Annotated in this window: 6 protein-coding genes; all 6 read right to left on the reverse strand. The window is 72.5% G+C overall.

Annotated features, from left to right (window positions below; genetic code table 11):
• Positions 1 to 55: 55 nt before the first annotated feature.
• A complete protein-coding gene (locus ACWDZ7_RS41300) occupies positions 56 to 1,270 on the reverse strand; it encodes a nucleotide disphospho-sugar-binding domain-containing protein (protein WP_451803903.1) in 1,215 nt (404 codons plus the stop codon).
• A 1-nt stretch (position 1,271) separates the two neighbouring features.
• On the reverse strand, positions 1,272 to 2,093 hold the full coding sequence (locus tag ACWDZ7_RS41305) for an alpha/beta fold hydrolase (protein WP_451803904.1): 822 nt from the start codon (positions 2,091 to 2,093) through the stop codon (positions 1,272 to 1,274).
• Positions 2,094 to 2,139: 46 nt separating this feature from the next.
• Positions 2,140 to 4,581, reverse strand: coding sequence for a penicillin acylase family protein (locus ACWDZ7_RS41310; protein ID WP_451803905.1), 2,442 nt, complete (start codon positions 4,579 to 4,581; stop codon positions 2,140 to 2,142).
• A gap of 105 nt (positions 4,582 to 4,686) precedes the next feature.
• Entirely contained in the window at positions 4,687 to 4,914 is a 228-nt protein-coding gene (locus ACWDZ7_RS41315; RefSeq protein WP_451803906.1) for an MbtH family protein, read from the reverse strand.
• Positions 4,915 to 4,992: 78 nt separating this feature from the next.
• Positions 4,993 to 12,141 (reverse strand): amino acid adenylation domain-containing protein, encoded by a 7,149-nt coding sequence (locus ACWDZ7_RS41320; RefSeq protein WP_451803907.1) that lies wholly within the window; start codon positions 12,139 to 12,141, stop codon positions 4,993 to 4,995.
• Positions 12,138 to 16,253: amino acid adenylation domain-containing protein (locus ACWDZ7_RS41325; protein ID WP_451803908.1), on the reverse strand; the 4,116-nt coding region annotated here is incomplete at its 5' end. The genes ACWDZ7_RS41325 and ACWDZ7_RS41320, both read right to left, overlap by 4 nt.

Raw genomic sequence — 16,253 nt, forward strand, 5'->3', positions numbered from 1 at the left:
TCTCGTGCCGCCATGCCGGTCGGCATGGCGGCACGAGACCGCCCCTCCCCCTTTTTCATCTGCGCCCCGCCGACCCCCAGGCGGCGTACTTCTCCAGCGCCCTGACGGCCTGGGAGGGCCCGTTCACCCGTGCCATGCGGCCGGAGAGCGAGTCGATCACGGCACGCACACTGTCGTCGGCAGCCAGGCCCACGATCGCCTCGCGCAGTTCCGCGGCGGTCGCGGAGGGCTCCACCGCGATGCCCGCACCCAGCTCGACCAGGCGGCGGGCGATGGTCCGCTGGTCCCAGAACGAGGGTACGAGCGCCATCGGCACCCCCAGGACCAGGGCTTCCAGGGCGGAGTTCATGCCCGCGTGGGTCAGGAAGACGTCGGCGTGTTCGAGGACGGCGCCCTGCGGCACATACCGGCGGGCGATCACGTTCTCGGGCAGGGCGCCCAGTTCCTCGGGGTCGGTGTGCGAAGTGGCCAGGACGACGCACCACTCCGTCCCGGCGAACGCCTCGGCCACGGCCGCGAAGAACTCCGCGCCGCGCGTCGAGAAGGTGCCCGTCGACACGTACAGCGTGGGCCCCTTCTCGATGCGCTCCCAGGGCAGCGCGTCCGGCCCGCCCTCCTCGGTGTCCCTCCGATCGCTGACGGCCGGCCGCAGCGGCCCCACGAAGCGGTACCGGTCGTCGAACGAGCCGCGTACGGGCTGGAGTTCCGGGGCACTGTTGACCAGCACGAGCCCGGCCCTGGCCGCGGGGTCGCGCACAGCGGGATGGCGGCGCAACAGCCGGGAGCGCCGCAACAGCCGCACGGTCCGGGGCGCCGCCCGCCTGGCCACGTCCGCCAGGATCACCTCTTCGTTCAGGGCGTACGTCGCGTACAGCGCGGCACAGCGGGTCCCCGTCCGCCGCGCCGCGTCAGCGCCCCAGGGAGCCATCGCGTCGGCCACGACCACGTGGGGGCGCGTCCGGCCGGCCTCCTGGGCCACCAGAGCCGCCAGCCGGGCCCGCTCGTCGGTGGCCCGGCGCCGGGCCTGACGTGCGGCCCGTGCCGAGGCCGCGATCCCCCGCCGCGGCGCGGGCGGCTCCTGCGGCGTACCCGCCCGCGGTTCGATGGGGATCTCGGTGACCTCGCAGCCTGCCTCCCTGAACGCCTCGGCGAACGGCGGGCTGATGGCTGCCGTGACCCGGTGGCCGCGGGCGACCAGTTCGGCGGCGAGTGCCGCCATGGGAAACACGTGTCCGTGCAGGGGAAAGGGGGCGAGCAGGATTCTGTTCATCTCAAGCAGCTCCCTCTTTCGCTCTCGCGAAGAATCCCAGAAGGCTTTCGTTGACTGCTTCGGGGCATTCGAGATAGCCGTAATGACCGGCTCTTTCAATGACGTCGAGGGTCGCTCCTGGAATTGCCTTCGCCAGTTCTCTGCCGTGTTCCGGCGGCGTCAGGAGGTCATCCGCGAAGGAGATGACATGGCAGGGGACACCTATACCGGAATAGGCGGCGAGCCGGTTCGGCATGGGTTCGAGAGACATCTGGGCGCGGATTCCGGGCGCGTGATCCTGATGGGCCAGTTCGAAGAGGTCGAGCCAGTCGACGGCGACCTGTTCGTCGCCCAGGGTGTGCGGGGACAGCGACTGAAGGGCCTGGATCGCCGCCCGGTAGCGGGGCGGCAGCGCGGCGCCCGAGTCGTACAGCTCGGTCTCGGCCCGGGCCAGTGCGGTGCGCAGCGCGTCGCTGCGGCCCCGGCTGGCCATCAGGACGGCCTGCCGTACCAGCTCCGGCCTGACCAGGGCGAGTTCCTGGACGACGTAGGCGCCCATCGAGGTGCCGACCAGGCGGACGGGGCCAAGGCCGAGGTGCTCGATCAGGCCGGTGGTGTCCGCGACCAGGTCCCCGACGGAGAACCCCTCGGGGCATTCGTCGGTCGGCGGGATCCCCCGGTTGTCGAACGTGATCACGCGGTACCCGGCCGCCTTCAGTGCGGGCACCTGGTGCGTGTGCCAGATGCGGCCGCTGCCCGCGGTGCCCATCACCATCACCACGGGCTCGCCGGAACCGACGTCCTCGTAGTTCAGCCGTATCCCGTTCACCGCAGCCTTCGGCATGCCGGCTTCCTTCCTGTCCGTTGTGCCGTGTCCGTCGATGTACCGTTCACCGGCCGTGGCCCAGAACCTCGGTCCGCAGCCCCGGTGCGGCGGCGATCTCGGCCCGGGTGAACCGGGCGGGCACCCAGCGGCCCGCCGAGAACAGCCGTGTCTGGTCGGTGTAGTGGGGTGAGGTCGGGTCGCTCGACTGCCCGTAGGTGAGCAGGGTGGCCGCCCGCGGTCCGCGCCCGCCGGGGAAGGCGACGACCTGGATGAAGCTGGAGCCGTGGACCACCTCGGTGTTGCCTCCCTTCGGGTCCCACACCGGGGTGATCACATCGAGCACGCCGAGGCTGTGCGGGCCTCCGTGGACGGGGATGCGCTCGCCGTTGCGTGTCACGTACTGGTGGTCGCCGAGCGGCCCGTCGAGCGGGATGCCCGCGGCCCGCAGCTCGGCCGCCGCGTCCCCGAACGCCCGCTGCACCTCGGGCCGTTCGTCGTTCAGGCCCTTCGGGGTGCCCACCGGGTCGGCCGGGTCGAAGGGGACGCGCCAGGGCCCGCCGCGCACCGCTGCCAGCCGCGCGACGAAACGGGCGAAGAGCAACGCCCCCTTGCTGTCCTTGCGGTAGGTGCCGTCCCATGTGGCCAGCGCCGCGCAGCCGTCGGTGACATCGACCGGTCCGCCGGCCGATGGGGCCCGCCCGTCGGGAAACGCTTGGCACATCCGTACGGTGTCGGCCCCGATGAGGGTGGCGACCCTGCTGTGGTCGCTGAAGAGCGTCCGCTGCATGCCGCGCAGGGAGAATCCCTTGCCGGGCAGTCCGTCCGTGCCGGCGAGCCTGCGCTCGGTCGCCGTGATGGCCTCCTGGGTCCGGGCGGAGCGCTGGGTCGCCGTGTCCCCGACCACACGCGGGTAACCGGTCAGCGGTGCCCGCGGGTTGGCGAGCCAGGGGCTGTCGTTGGCGTTGGTGACGTAGTCGTCGCGTGTCTGCGCGGGCAGCGACGACGGGCCGAGGATCCCCGGCCGCACCGCCTCGGGGTCGCTGCCCCAAGCACATGCGCCGCGGCCTCCGTCGAGGATGGGGATGCCGCTCGCCGGAAAGACCTGGCTGCCCAGCGGAGTGCTGCACTCGCGCGCGAGTTCGTCGGTGACGTGCGGGACGACCTGGAGGCCGGCGTAGAGCGCACGGCCCCGGCGATCCGTCGCCACGGTGTTGACCCAGGGCAGCCCCTGGGTGCGGCCGAGGGCACTCCGTACGCCTTCGGTGTCCTTGGCGCGGTCCAGGCCCAGCCAGCTGTTGAGCAGCCGCAGGTTCCCGGTGTTGGGGTCGCTGAGGGAGTAGGCCGTCGTTCCCCAGGGCAGCGGCACTCCGGGGCCCGCGGTGACGACGGGCCCATAACGGGTCGACCAGAGGGTCCTCTCCACCGTTTCTGTCGCGCCGCCCTCCTTGCGCACCCGGACGGAGACCTTGGTGGCGCGCATGCGCTCGGCCTTGCCGTCGACGGTGTAGCTGGTGGGGTCGCCCGGCACGACGGGGACTTCGTGGAGTCCGAACGTGGCGGCGGTGGCCACCGTGTGGCTCCATGCGACGTTCTCGTTGTGGCCGATGGCGACGACGGGCAGGCCGAGCAGCGAGGCGCCGGAGACGTTGAGTTCTCCGGGGATGGTGAGCTGGCTCTGCCAGAAGCGGCGGGTGCCCTGCCAGGGGTAGTGGGGGTTGCCGAGGAGTACGCTGCCGCCCCCGGCCGTGCCTCGCTCCCCGACGCCGATCGCGTTGCTGCCGAGGCCCTCGTCCTGCCGGGTCTTCTTCAGTGCCCGCACCATGCGCGCGGCGGACGGGCCCTTGGCCGTGCCGCGTTTCGCGACCGTTCCCGCGGGAGGCCGGGCTCCGACGATGCCGTCGATGGCGCTGCCCGTTCCCGAGATGGTGGCGATGGCGTGCATGTGCCGGTAGACGTCGAGTCCGGTGATGGGCCGTACCCAGGCCGCGCCCCGGCAGGCCGGATCGGTGATGCCGCCCGCGCCCGTCTCACGCAGATAGCGGTTGTAACCGGCCGCGTAGCCGCGCACGAGCTGGGCGACCTCGGGCTCGGGACCGGTGGGCGGCGCGCTCCGCGCGAGCCGTCGCACGACGCCGCTCTCCTCCACCCCGCGGAAGTAGAGATCGCTGTTGAGGCTGTTGGACGCCGTACCCAGACCGGAGTTGGCGGCCGAGTCGGCGCCCAGGTGGCGCGAGCGCTCGCCGCGTACGGTCATGTAGGTGTCGGCGAGCGTGCAGATGTTGTCCTTGGCCGCCGCATAGCCGTAGCCGAGTCCCAGTCCCCGGTAGTCGGACGCCTGAATGTGCGGGATGCCGTACTCGGTGTAGCGGATGACGACGTCCGAGGGGCCGGGGCCCTGGTCCGCCGAGGCGGGCACCACGGTCGGCGCCGCCGCCGAGGCGAGGGCGAGCAGACCGATGACCGCCGTGCGGACCCGGGCCGCCAGGGGTGTTCTCGGGAATGCCATGGGCTGGGTAAACCTCTCTGATCTCGCCGTGCGGCGCCGCACGGCGGCCGCGGCCGCCCGCCCTGCGCGGCGGGCGGCACCCGGCGTCTTCGGTACAGGTCCGTGTCAGGCCGCGCCTGCCACGCCCTCCATCGCCGCTATCAGGCTCTTGGGGCGCATGTCGGTCCAGTTCTCGTTGATGTGGTCGAGCGCGGACTGCCGGTCGGTCTCGGCCAGTTCGATGTTCCAGCCGCTCGGCACCTCGGCGAACGCGGGCCACAGTGAGTACTGGCCCTCGTCGTTGACGAGTACGAGGTAGGTGCCGTCGTTGTCCTCGAACGGGTTGGTGCTCATCTGAGGTGTCCTCCTGTTTCGGTGTTCCGGTGTTTCGGTGTACTGCGGTGGTACGGGCGGCGGGGTCACCGCCCTGGTTCACAGGGCGCCGTTCAACGCCTTTCCGATGGCGGCGAGCGCCTCGGGGTCGGAGAGCATCGAGCCGTGGGTGGCGTCGATCTCGTGGTGGTGGACGGTGCCCGCGGTGAACGGCCGCCAGGCGTCCGCGGTCATCCGGCGCCGCACGTCCTCGGGGAGCGCCGCCCCCGGGGTCTCGCGGAGGGCGCCGAAGAACGTCACGTCGCCGCTGAAGACGCCGGGTTCGAAGGTGCCCATCAGGCGGTCGTTGCTCGCGTACACCCGCATCACCCCCTTGAGGCCGCGCTCGCCGAGGGCCGCCATCGGGTGGTTCTCGCGCTCCAGATGGCGTGCGTAGCGGGCGACGAGGCCGTCGATGTCGTCCCGCAGCTCGTCGGGGTCGAACGCGAAGCCGGGCAGCAGGGACCCCGCGAGCAGCTCGTGTTCGGCCACGTCCGGGGCCACGAGCCCCTCGACCGGCGGGTAGGCGTCGACGACGGCCAGCATGCTCACCTCCTCGCCGAGCTGCTCAAGGCGCGTGGCGACGGCGTGCGCGGCAAGTCCTCCGAAGGACCAGCCGAGCAGCCGGTAGGGGCCCGAGGGCTGGATCTGCCGGATCATCCCCGCGTAGTCGTCGGCCAGTTCGGCGATGGAGGCCGGGAGGGCGTCCGGGTCGCTCAGCCCGCGGGCCTGGAGCCCGTACAGCGGCTGGTCGGCGTCCAGGTGGCTGAGCAGTCCCGCGTAGCTCCAGCTCGTCCCGGAGCCCGGGTGGACGCAGAACAGGGGCGGCCGGGTGCCGCGCGGACGCAGCGGAAGCAGTGTCGTGAACGGGTCCCTGGTAGCATCCGCGGCGATCTCCCTGGCGAGGCCCGTGACGGTGGGTTCCTCGAAGACGCTGCGCACCGACAGGTCGACGCCGAAGGTGACGCGGATCCGCTTCACGAGCTGGGTGGCGAGGAAGGAGTGGCCGCCGAGCTGGAAGAAGTCGTCGTCCACGCCCACCCCGGCCAGGCCGAGCATCTCGGCGAAGAGGCCGCCGAGGATCTGCTCCTCGGGCGTGCGCGGGCGCTGGTCGCCGCTCCGGTCGGCGTCGGGGTCGGGCAGCGCCCGCCGGTCGAGCTTCCCGTTCGGCGTCAGCGGCAGTGCCTCCAGCGGGACGAATGCCGCCGGCACCATGTGGTCGGGCAGGCTGCGCCCGAGGTGCGTGCGGAGCTCGGCGGTGTCCGCCAGGCCCGAGGCCGCCGGGACCAGGTACGCCACCAGGCGCTTGGCCGTTCCCTCCGTGCGCGCCACCACGGCGGCGCGGTCCACCGAGGGGTGTCTGCTCAGCACCGCCTCGATCTCGCCCGGCTCGACCCTGAAGCCACGGATCTTGACCTGCTGGTCGGCGCGGCCCGCGTACTCGAGGTGGCCGCCCCTGTTCCAGCGCACCACGTCGCCCGTCCGGTACATCCGCTCCCCGGGAGCGCCGAAGGGGCACGCCACGAAGCGCTCCGCGCTCGCCCCCGGCCGCCCCAGGTAGCCGCGGGCCAGGCCCGCGCCCGCGATGTATAGCTCGCCGTCGACCCCCGGGGCGACTGGGCGCAGCGCGGGGTCCAGGACATACATGCGGGCGTTGGCGACGGGTCCGCCGATGTCCGGTGCCGCCGCCCACCGCGCGGGATCGCCGGGCAGGACCCAGCCGGTCATCACATGGGTCTCGGACGGGCCGTACTGGTTGTGCAGCCGGCGCCCGGGGCGGGCGAAGAAGGCGCGCATCGCGTCGTTGGGGATCAAGGCCTCGCCCGACTGCACGACGTCGCACAGGGCGGGCAGTTCGAGGCCGAGGTCACCGGCCGCCCGGCAGACGGCGTCGACCACCAGGTTGGGCGCGAACAGTTCCTGCACCCCGTGCCGGTCGAGCCAGGTGACGAGCTGCTCGGCGTTCCTGCGGGTCTCCTCCGGGCATTCGACGAGGGTCTTGCCGTACAGCAGGGCCGAGCACATCTCCTGGAGGGAGCCGTCGAAACTGATCGGCGCGTACTGGGCGGTGACCTTGCCCTCGGCGTGCGGCACGACCCGGTCCTGCCAGGCGGCCAGGTTGACCATGCCCTCGGCGCGCATCTGCACGGGCTTGGGCCGGCCGGTGGAGCCGGAGGTGTAGATGACGTACAGCGGGTGGTCCGGCAGCAGGGGCACGGTCCGTTCGTGGGCGGCGATGTCGGCCGCGGACCGGGCGGCCAGCCGGCGGGCGACCTCCGGTTCGTCGAGGATCAGCGTCTTCCGGGCCGTCCGCCCGCCGGGCAGCGCCGCGGCGACGGAGGCGTCGGTCACGACGACGGCCGGTGCCGCGTCGTCGAGCATGTACGCGATGCGGTCGGCCGGGTAGGCGGGATCGACCGGTACGTACACGGCGCCCGCCTTGAACACAGCCCAGACGGCGGTGATCAGCTCCAGGGAGCGGGGCAGTGCCACGGCCACCCGGTCCTCGGGGCCGATCCGGCGGGCCATGAAGTCGCGGGCCAGGCGGTTGGCCGCCGCGTTGAGCTCGGCGTAGCTGAGCCGGTCGTCCCCGTCGATCACGGCTGTCCGGCCGGGGGTGCGGGCCACCTGCTCCTCGAAGAGCCGCGGCAGGGCTCGCCAGGTCACGGGGGTCCGCGTGGCGTTCCATCCCTCGACCACCTGACGCCGTTCGTGCGGCTCCAGGACATCGAGTCGGCCGATCTTCCGCTTCGGGTCCGCGATCACGGCTTCGAGCACCCGCAGCAGCCGGCCGGCCATGGCCCGCACGGTCTCCTCGTCGAACAGGTCGGCGCTGTAGCCGACCGAGGCGGTGAGGAGCCTCGTGCCGTCCGCGCCCCGGAGCTGCTCCGCGAAGGAGAAGACGAGGTCGAACTTCGCGGCGTCGATGCCCACGGTGCGGCGGGACGAGGAGAGGCCTGGCAGCGCGACACCGGCGACGGCCGACTCCTGGTCGTTGTTGTCGTAGGAGAGCTGCACCTGGTACAGCGGGTGCCGGGCCAGGGACCGTCCCGGGTTGAGCATCTCGACGAGCCGGTCGAACGGCACGTCCTGGTGGGCGAAGGCGGCGAGGTCGGTCTCCCGGACCCGGGTCAGGAGTTCACCGAAGGTCGGGTCGCCCGAGGTGTCGGTGCGCAGGACCAGTGAGTTGACGAAGAAGCCGACCAGTTCGCCGAGTGTGTCGTCCGTGCGTCCCGCGACCGGGGTGCCGATGGGAATGTCGTGGCCCGCGCCGAGATGGCCGAGCAGGACGGCGATCGCCGACTGGATCACCATGAACGGTGTGGTCCTGGTGGAGCGGGCGAGCTGTTCCAGGCCCGCGTGCAAGGTGGCCGGGACCTCGAACTCGACCGTGCCGCCGCGGTGTGTGCCGACGGCGGGCCGCAGCCGGTCGCAGGGGAGCGCGAGCTCCTCCGGCAGGTCCTTGAGCGCCTTCTCCCAGTAGGCGAGTTGTTGGGATATCGGCGATTCGGGGTCGTCCTCGGTGCCGAGCACCTCGCGCTGCCAGAGGGTGTAGTCGGCGTACTGCACGGGCAGCGGGGCCCACTTCGGGGCCTTTGAGGCCGCTCGCGCCGCGTAGGCGGTCGTGAGGTCCCGTACGAGGAGCGGCATGGACCAGCCGTCCCCGGCGATGTGGTGCATCAGCAGGAACAGCACCCGCTCGTCGCCACCGCACTCGAACAGCCGGACTCTCCACGGCACCTGGGAGCCGAGGTCGAAGCGGTGCCGTGCGGCGGCCTCCAGGCGCGTCTCGATGTCGTCGCCCGCGACCTGCTCCACGATCAGCTCCGGCCGGGCCGCCGGACCGTGCAGAACGGACTGGTAGGGCCCTTCGTCGTCCTCGGCGAAGACGGTGCGCAGCACCTCGTGGCGCTCGGCGACGTCGGCCAGGGCCGCCCGCAGCGCGTCCGCGTCGAACGGGCCGGAGAGCTGGAGCGCGGCCGGGATGTTGTACGTCGGGTTGGCACCCTCGACCTTGTTGAGGAACCACAGGCGCTGTTGGGCGTAGGACAGCGGCATACGGTCCGGACGGGGATCGGCGCGGCGCACTCCGGTGCGGGCGGAGAGCGCCGTGCGGTCCACGAGCGCGGCCAGCTGGGCCACGGTGGGCGCCTCGAAGAGGTCACGGATGGACAGTTCCGCTCCCAGTGCCGTACGGACACGGCTGACCAGGCGGGTGGCGAGCAGGGAGTGTCCGCCCAGTTCGAAGAAGTCGTCGTCGACGCCCGGGTGGTCGACGCCGAGAACCTCGGCGAAGAGTCCGCAGAGGATTTCCTCGCGGGGGTCACGTGCCGCGCGGCTGCCGGTGCCCGCCTCGTGCACCGGGGCAGGCAGTGCGCGGCGGTCGAGTTTGCCGTTGGCCGTCAGCGGCAGCGCGTCCAGGCTCATGAAGGCGCCCGGCACCATGTACTCCGGCAGCCCCGCCGCCGCGTGCTCGCGCAACTCCGCTGTCGCGAGCGGGCCGTCGGACGGCACCGCGTACGCCACGATCCGGCGGTCACCCGCACGGTCCTCGCGGACCATCACGGCGCACTGGGCGACACCCGCGTGAGCGGCCAGCACCGACTCGATCTCGCCGAGTTCGATCCGGAAGCCGCGGACCTTCACCTGGTCGTCGGCGCGCCCCAGATACTCCAGGCCGCCTTCGGCATTCCACCGCGCCAGGTCCCCCGACCGGTACATCCGGGAGCCCGTAGGGCCATACGGGTCCGCCACGAAACGCTCGGCGGTGAGTCCCGGGCGCCCCAGATACCCGCGCGCCAGACCCGCTCCCGCCACGTACAGCTCACCCGCGACGCCCACCGGTACGGGCCGCAGAGCGGCGTCGAGAACCCGTACCCGCAGGTCGGGTATGCCCGCGCCCACCAGGCTGGCCGGGCGTCTCGCCACCGTCGCCGCGTCCAGCGCCAGATGCGTGGCGTGGACCGTCGTCTCGGTGATGCCGTACATGTTCACCAGGACCGGGGCGTCGTCGGGGTGGCGCGTGTACCACTCCTCCAGGCGCCCCAGTTCCAGCGCCTCCCCGCCGAACACCACGTACCGCAGGGCCAGTTCGTCGCCGACTTCCGGGTTCTCCGCGTCCGCCTGCATCAGCTGGTAGAAAGCGGACGGTGTCTGGTTCAGTACGGTGACGCGCTCGTCGGCCAGCAGTTCGAGGAAACGCTCGGGCGACCGGCTCACCTCGAAGGGCACCACCACCAGGCGTCCGCCGTGCAGCAGCGGCCCCCACAACTCCCAGACGGAGAAGTCGAATCCGTAGGAGTGGAACAGGGTCCACACATCGTCCGGGCCGAAACCGAACCAGCCCCGGGTCGCCGAGAACAGGCGCACCACATTCCGGTGCGGCACCACCACGCCCTTGGGGCGCCCCGTCGAACCCGACGTGTAGATCACGTACGCGGCATGGTCCGGCAGCACACCGGCCACCGTCCTCGCCACCGGGGCGGCGGGATCCGTCACCACCGCCGGCAGCGTGTCCAGTACCAGGGCGGGGCGGGCGTCTTCCAGCATGTACGCCACACGGTCGCGCGGGTAGTCCGGATCGATCGGCACATACGCCGCCCCGGCCTTGAGGACGCCCACCACCGCCACCACCAGGTCGACGCCGCGCGGCAGGGCCAGTGCCACGAACGACTCCGGCGCCACCCCGCGCCCGGCCAGCCAGTGGGCGAGGCGGCCGGCCCGTGCGTCCAGCTCGGCGTACGTCAGGCTCCGGCCGTCGGACACGACCGCGACCGCGTCCGGCGTGCGGCGCGCCTGTGCCTCGAACAACTCCGCCAACGTGCCCTCGGCGGGGGTGGTCTCCTGCCCCGCGCCGAGCGCCAGCAGCCGCTCCCGCTCGCCGGGCAGAAGAAGGTCGAGCCCGCCGACCGGCGTCTCCTCGGAGTCGGTGAGCACCGTGAGGATCCGCACCACCCGGTCGAGCACGGCCTGTGCGGCGTCGGCGTCGAACGCGTCGGGCCGGTGGTCGAGGCGGAGCGACAGGGTCTCTCCGGGGCCGGCGATCAGTGCCAGCGGATAGTGGGTGGCGTCGTGTCCGAAGACCTGGGTGACCCGTAGGCCCGTGCCACCGTTCGGCGCGCCGCCGCCCTGGCCCCCGGAGGGGTAGTTCTCGAAGACCACGAGGGTGTCGAAGAGCTGCTTGCGCCCGTCGAGTCCGGATTCGGCCTGGATCTCGGCGAGACCGATGTGCTGGTGGGCCATCATGCGGGTCTGCTCGTCCTGGAGCCGCCGCAGGTAGTTCCCCATCGGCTCGTCGGGGCGCAGCCGGACGCGCATCGGCACAGTGTTGATGAAGAGGCCCACCATGCCCTCGATGCCCTCGACTTCGGAGGGCCTGCCGGAGACGGTGATGCCGGTGGTGACATCGGACCGGCCGGTGAGTGCCGAGAGCACGAGCGCCCACGCGCCCTGGACCAGGGTGTTGAGGGTGATGCCCCGCTCCCGGCCCCACACGCCGAGCTTCGCCGTCTGTTCCGCGGACAGCCGCGCGTGCAGCTGTCCGGGCGCGACGGGCGTGTCGGCGATGCCGGGCGCGACCAGGGTCGGGCCGTCCGTCCCCGCGAGGGCCTCGCGCCAGGCGGCCTGCGCCACGGCGCGGTCCTGGCGGGCCAGCCATGAGAGGTACCCGCGGAACGGGCGGACCGCGGGCAGCTCCCTGGCCACTCCCTTGCCCGCGTAGAGCGCGAGGAGTTCGCGCCAGACGATCGGCAGGGACCAGCCGTCCATCAGTATGTGGTGGAACGTAAGTACGAAGCGGTGGCTCGACGCGCCCTGCCGCACCAGCGCGCAGCGCAGCAGCGGCGGTTCGGCCAGGTCGAACCGGCGTGTGCGCTCCTCCTCCACCACGCGGTCGGCGGCGGCCGCCCGCCCGGTCTCCGGCGCCTCGCTCAGGTCCACCTCGCGCCAGGGCAGGGCGACCTGGCGCGGCACGATCTGCACGCTGCGGCTCAGGCCCTCATAGCGGAAACCGGCGCGCAGGTTCCCGTGCCGGGCGAGCAGCCCGCCGGCGGCGGCGCGCAGTGCCTCCCGGTCGAGTGGACCTTCGAGGTCCACCACGAGCTGCGCGGCGTAGACGTCCGGCGCCGTCGCGTCGTAGACGCTGTGGAAGAGCATTCCTTCCTGAAGCGGGGACAGGGGCAGGATGTCCTCCAGGCCCGACTGGCTCATTCCGTCATCCTCCACTCGGCTTCCAACAGGTCGATCTCGCTCTGGCTCAGTTCGGACAGCGCCACGTCGGACGGGGTGTGGCCGCCTGTCTCGGGTCGCTCGGTGTGGTCGGCGAGCGCGCGCAGCGCCCGGATCCACGTCCCGGCGAGAGCCTGTATCCCGGCCTCGTCGAACAGGCCTCGGGGCCATACCCAGTGGGCCTGGAGCTCGGGCCCTTCGGCCCGGTCCCTGGTCGCCACGGCGATCTCCAGTTCGTGCGGCATGCGCATGGCCGGGTCCTGGCCGCCGATGCCCGCGAGGTCGCCGAGCACGGCCCAGTCGCCCGCGGAGTCCGTCCGGGCGCCGCTCTCGGGGCCGCGGGCCTCGGACTCGCCGCCCCGGCCCAGATAGTTGAAGCCGATCTGCGGCCGCGGCAGCGCGGCCAGGTCGGGGCCGGTGCGCGGGTTGAGGTGGCGCAGGGCGCCGAAGCCCATCGCGTGGTCCGGTGCCGACCTGCGGCGCTCCTTGATCTGCCGGAGCACCTCACCGGCGGCGGGTCCCGCGGCCATGGCCTCGGCCACGTCGCAGGTCCCGGCGTCCAGAAGGACCGGCGCCATCGCCGCGAACCAGCCCATGGTGCGGGACACGTCCGTGCCCGCGATGACGTCCTCCTCCCTGCCGTGCGACTCGACGTCCACCAGCACGCCCGCTCCCTGACCACCGCGCCAGTCGGCGAGTGCGAGGGCGAGGGCGGCGAGCAGCACGTCGTCGACGCCGGCGTAGAAGGCGTCGGGGACGCTGGTGAGCACCGCGCGGGTGACGTCGGCCGGGACGGTGACCGAGACCACCTCGGCGTTCTCGCTGGTCTCGGCGGCCCAGTCCCGCTCGGGCCGGTCCAGCAGGGGCTCCGCCCGCTTCAGCAGGTCGGTCCAGTAGCCCAGTTCCTCCTCCCGCTCGGGAGCCAGAGCCCAGCTCGCGAGCCGGTGCGCCCACTGGCGGAAGGAGGTGCCCACCGGCTGGAGGCTCGGCTCGCGCCCCTCGGTCACGTCCTGCCAGGCCTCGGTGAAGCCCGGCAGCAGGATGGCCCAGGAGACCGGGTCGACGGCGAGGTGGTGGGCGTCCACCAGGACGAACCCGGGTACATCGGGGCCGCGGTCGAACCACACCACCTGGAGCATCACCCCGTTCTCGGGGCTGAGCCGCTCGCGCGCCTCCGTGGTGCGGTCGGCCATCGCGGTCAGGCAGGCCCGGTCGTCCAGGCCGCGCAGATCCACCCGGCGCACGGTGTCCTCGGCCCGGACGTCGCCCGGTTCCCGCACCTCCATGCGCCATCCCGCGCTCGCGCCCGGTCCGTCCGACGGTGTGCCGGGCTCCTTCGTCACGCGCAGCCGCAGCGCGTCGTGGTGGTCGAGCAGTGCCTGCACGACCGCCCGCAGCCGTTCCTCGTCGCACCCGGCGGGCGCCTGGAGCAGCCGCCACTGGTTCAGCCTGGCGAAGGGCCCGCCCAGCTCGGCGAAGTGGTGCATGATCGGCGTCAGGGGCATGTCGCCCGTGCCGGCGCCCGCCTCTTCGTCCTCCTCGTCCACCGCGTCCCCCGCTATGCCGGCGAGGGCGGCGACGGTGCGGTGTTCGAAGACGTCCTTCGCGGAGACCACGAGCCCTGCCCGGCGGGCCCGGCTGGCGAGCTGGATGGACATGATGCTGTCGCCGCCCAGGGTGAAGAAGTCGTCGTCGACGCCGACCCGTTCGAGACCGAGCACCTCCGAGTAGAGGGAGCACAGGGCCCTCTCCCGCTCGTCGCGCGGTTCCCTGCCGGTCGCCGTGGCGTCGAAGTCGGGGGCGGGCAGCGCCTTGCGGTCGATCTTCCCGTTGGGGGTGAGGGGGAAGGCGTCCAGTGGCACGAGTGCCGCCGGGACCATGTACTCGGGCAGGCTTGCGGACAGGTGGCGGCGCAGCTCGTCCGGGTCGCTCCGCACGTCCGGTGCGCCGGATGTCGTATAGGCCACGAGACGGCGGCTGCCGTGTGCGTCGACATCGACCACGACCAGGCACTGGGACACGGAGGGGTGGCCGGCGAGGACCGCCTCGATCTCGCCGAGTTCCACCCGGAACCCGCGGATCTTCACCTGGTCGTCCGCGCGGCCGACGAACTCGAGGTCTCCCGCGGCGTTGCGGCGCACCAGGTCACCGGTGCGGTACATGCGTGCGCCGGGCCCGCCGAACGGGTCGGCGACGAACCGCTCCGCGGTCAGGACCGGCCGGTGCAGATAGCCGCGGCCGATCCCCTCACCGGCGAGGTATGCCTCACCGACCACGCCCGCGGGCACCGGGCTGAGCCCGCTGTCGAGGACGTAGAGACGGTCGTTGGGGATGGGGCGGCCCGCGTCGGGGGCCGTGTCCCCCCGCAGCGGTTCGCTCATGGTGGTGAGCACGGTGGACTCGGTGGCGCCGTAGACGTTGATGACGCGTACTCCGGCGCGTGCCCACTGGGCGGCCAGCTCGGCGGAGAACGACTCACCGCCCATCAGTACGCCGCGCAGGCTGGGCGCGGTGTCCGGATCGAGGGTGCTGAGCAGCGTCGGCGGGATCGCCACGTGCGTGATCTCGTCGCGGCGGATCAGCTCGGCCAGCTCATCCCCGCCGACGTGGCCGCCGACCGGTCCGAGCACCATGGTGGTTCCGGTGAGCAGCGCCATCACGAAGTCACCGATGGCGGCGTCGAAGTTGGGCGAGACGAGCTGGAGCAGCCGGCTCCCGGCGTCCAGGGCGAACTTGTCGGCGTGTCCGACCGCCAGGCCGGCGAGGCCGGAGTGCGGCACCATCACGCCCTTGGGGCGGCCGGTGGAGCCCGACGTGTAGATCGTGTAGGCCACGTTCGTGGGGCTGAGTGGCGCGTTGCGGTCGTGGTCGGTGGGGTTGGTGACCGGTTCCCGGTTCAGGGCGTGCGCCGTCTCCGGTTCGTCGACGATCAGCTGGAGGGCGTCGGTGTGCGGCAGCTTTCCGGCCAGCTCGCCGGTGGTCACCAGCAGGTCGGGGCCGGCGTCGGCCAGTATGAATTCCAGGCGCTCGGCCGGGTAGTTGGGGTCGATGGGCAGGTAGGCGGCGCCCGCCTTGAGGAGGCCGAGCAGGGCGGCGACGAGGTCCGCGGTCCTCGGCAGCGCGACGGCGACGAACTGCTCGGGACGTGCGCCCAGGGCGATGAGCCGGTGCGCGAAGCGATTGGCCCGCTCGTTCAGCTGCGCGTAGCTCAGCGTGGTGCCGCCGTCCACCACTGCCGGGTGATCGGGCGTGCGGACCACCTGCGCCTCGAACAGGTCGGCCCAGGTGCCGTGCGGCAGGTCGAGGGCGGTGTCGTTCCATTCCTCGGTCAACTGGTGCCGCTCCAGCGGCTCCAGTACGTCGATGCGGTCCACCGGCTGGTCCGGGTCGGCCAGGACCGCGGCGAGCAGCCGCTGGAACCGGTCGACGACGGATCGGGCCGTCCCCGCGTCGAAGAGGTCGGTGCTGTACTCCAGGAGGGCGGACAGGCCCGCGGGCTCGCCGTTCTCGTCGTGCCGCTCCCCGAAGCCGAAGAGCAGGTCGTAAGCGGTCGCTCCGGTGCCCACCGGGCGCGGCACGGCGGTGAGGCCGGGCAGCTCGACCGGTTCACCGTTCACGGCGCGGTCGGCGCCCGCGAGCGACAGCACCACCTGGAAGAGGGGGTGCCGGGCGAGGGAACGCTGCGGGTTGACCGCGTCCACCAGGCGTTCGAAGGGCACGTCCTGGTGGGCGTAGGCGGCCAGGTCCGTCTCGCGCACCCGGGCCACCAGCTCGGCGAAGGTGGGCCGCCCGGAGAGATCGGTGCGCAGCACCAGGGTGTTGACGAAGAACCCGACGAGGTCGTCCAGCGCGTCGTCGGTACGGCCCGCGATCGGTGTGCCGATCGGGATGTCGGTTCCCGCTCCGAGCCGGGAGAGCAGCGCCGTGACGGCCGCTTGCAGCACCATGAACGTGCTGGCACGGTGCCGGCGCGCGAAGGCCGTCAGTTGTCGGGCGGTGTCCTGCGGGACGGTGAACTCGACCGTCCCGCCCCGGTAGCTGGCCGTCGCCGGACGCGCCCGGTCCACCGGCAGCTCCAGCTCCTCCGGCAGATC

It is taken from the genome of Streptomyces sp. NPDC003032, from assembly GCF_053591415.1.

Coding starts and splice junctions, on each gene's coding strand:
- ACWDZ7_RS41300 (WP_451803903.1), bottom strand. CDS start 1,270: ATGAACAGAATCCTGCTCGCCCCCTTTCCCCTGCACGGACACGTGTTT.
- ACWDZ7_RS41305 (WP_451803904.1), bottom strand. CDS start 2,093: ATGCCGAAGGCTGCGGTGAACGGGATACGGCTGAACTACGAGGACGTC.
- ACWDZ7_RS41310 (WP_451803905.1), bottom strand. CDS start 4,581: ATGGCATTCCCGAGAACACCCCTGGCGGCCCGGGTCCGCACGGCGGTC.
- ACWDZ7_RS41315 (WP_451803906.1), bottom strand. CDS start 4,914: ATGAGCACCAACCCGTTCGAGGACAACGACGGCACCTACCTCGTACTC.
- ACWDZ7_RS41320 (WP_451803907.1), bottom strand. CDS start 12,141: ATGAGCCAGTCGGGCCTGGAGGACATCCTGCCCCTGTCCCCGCTTCAG.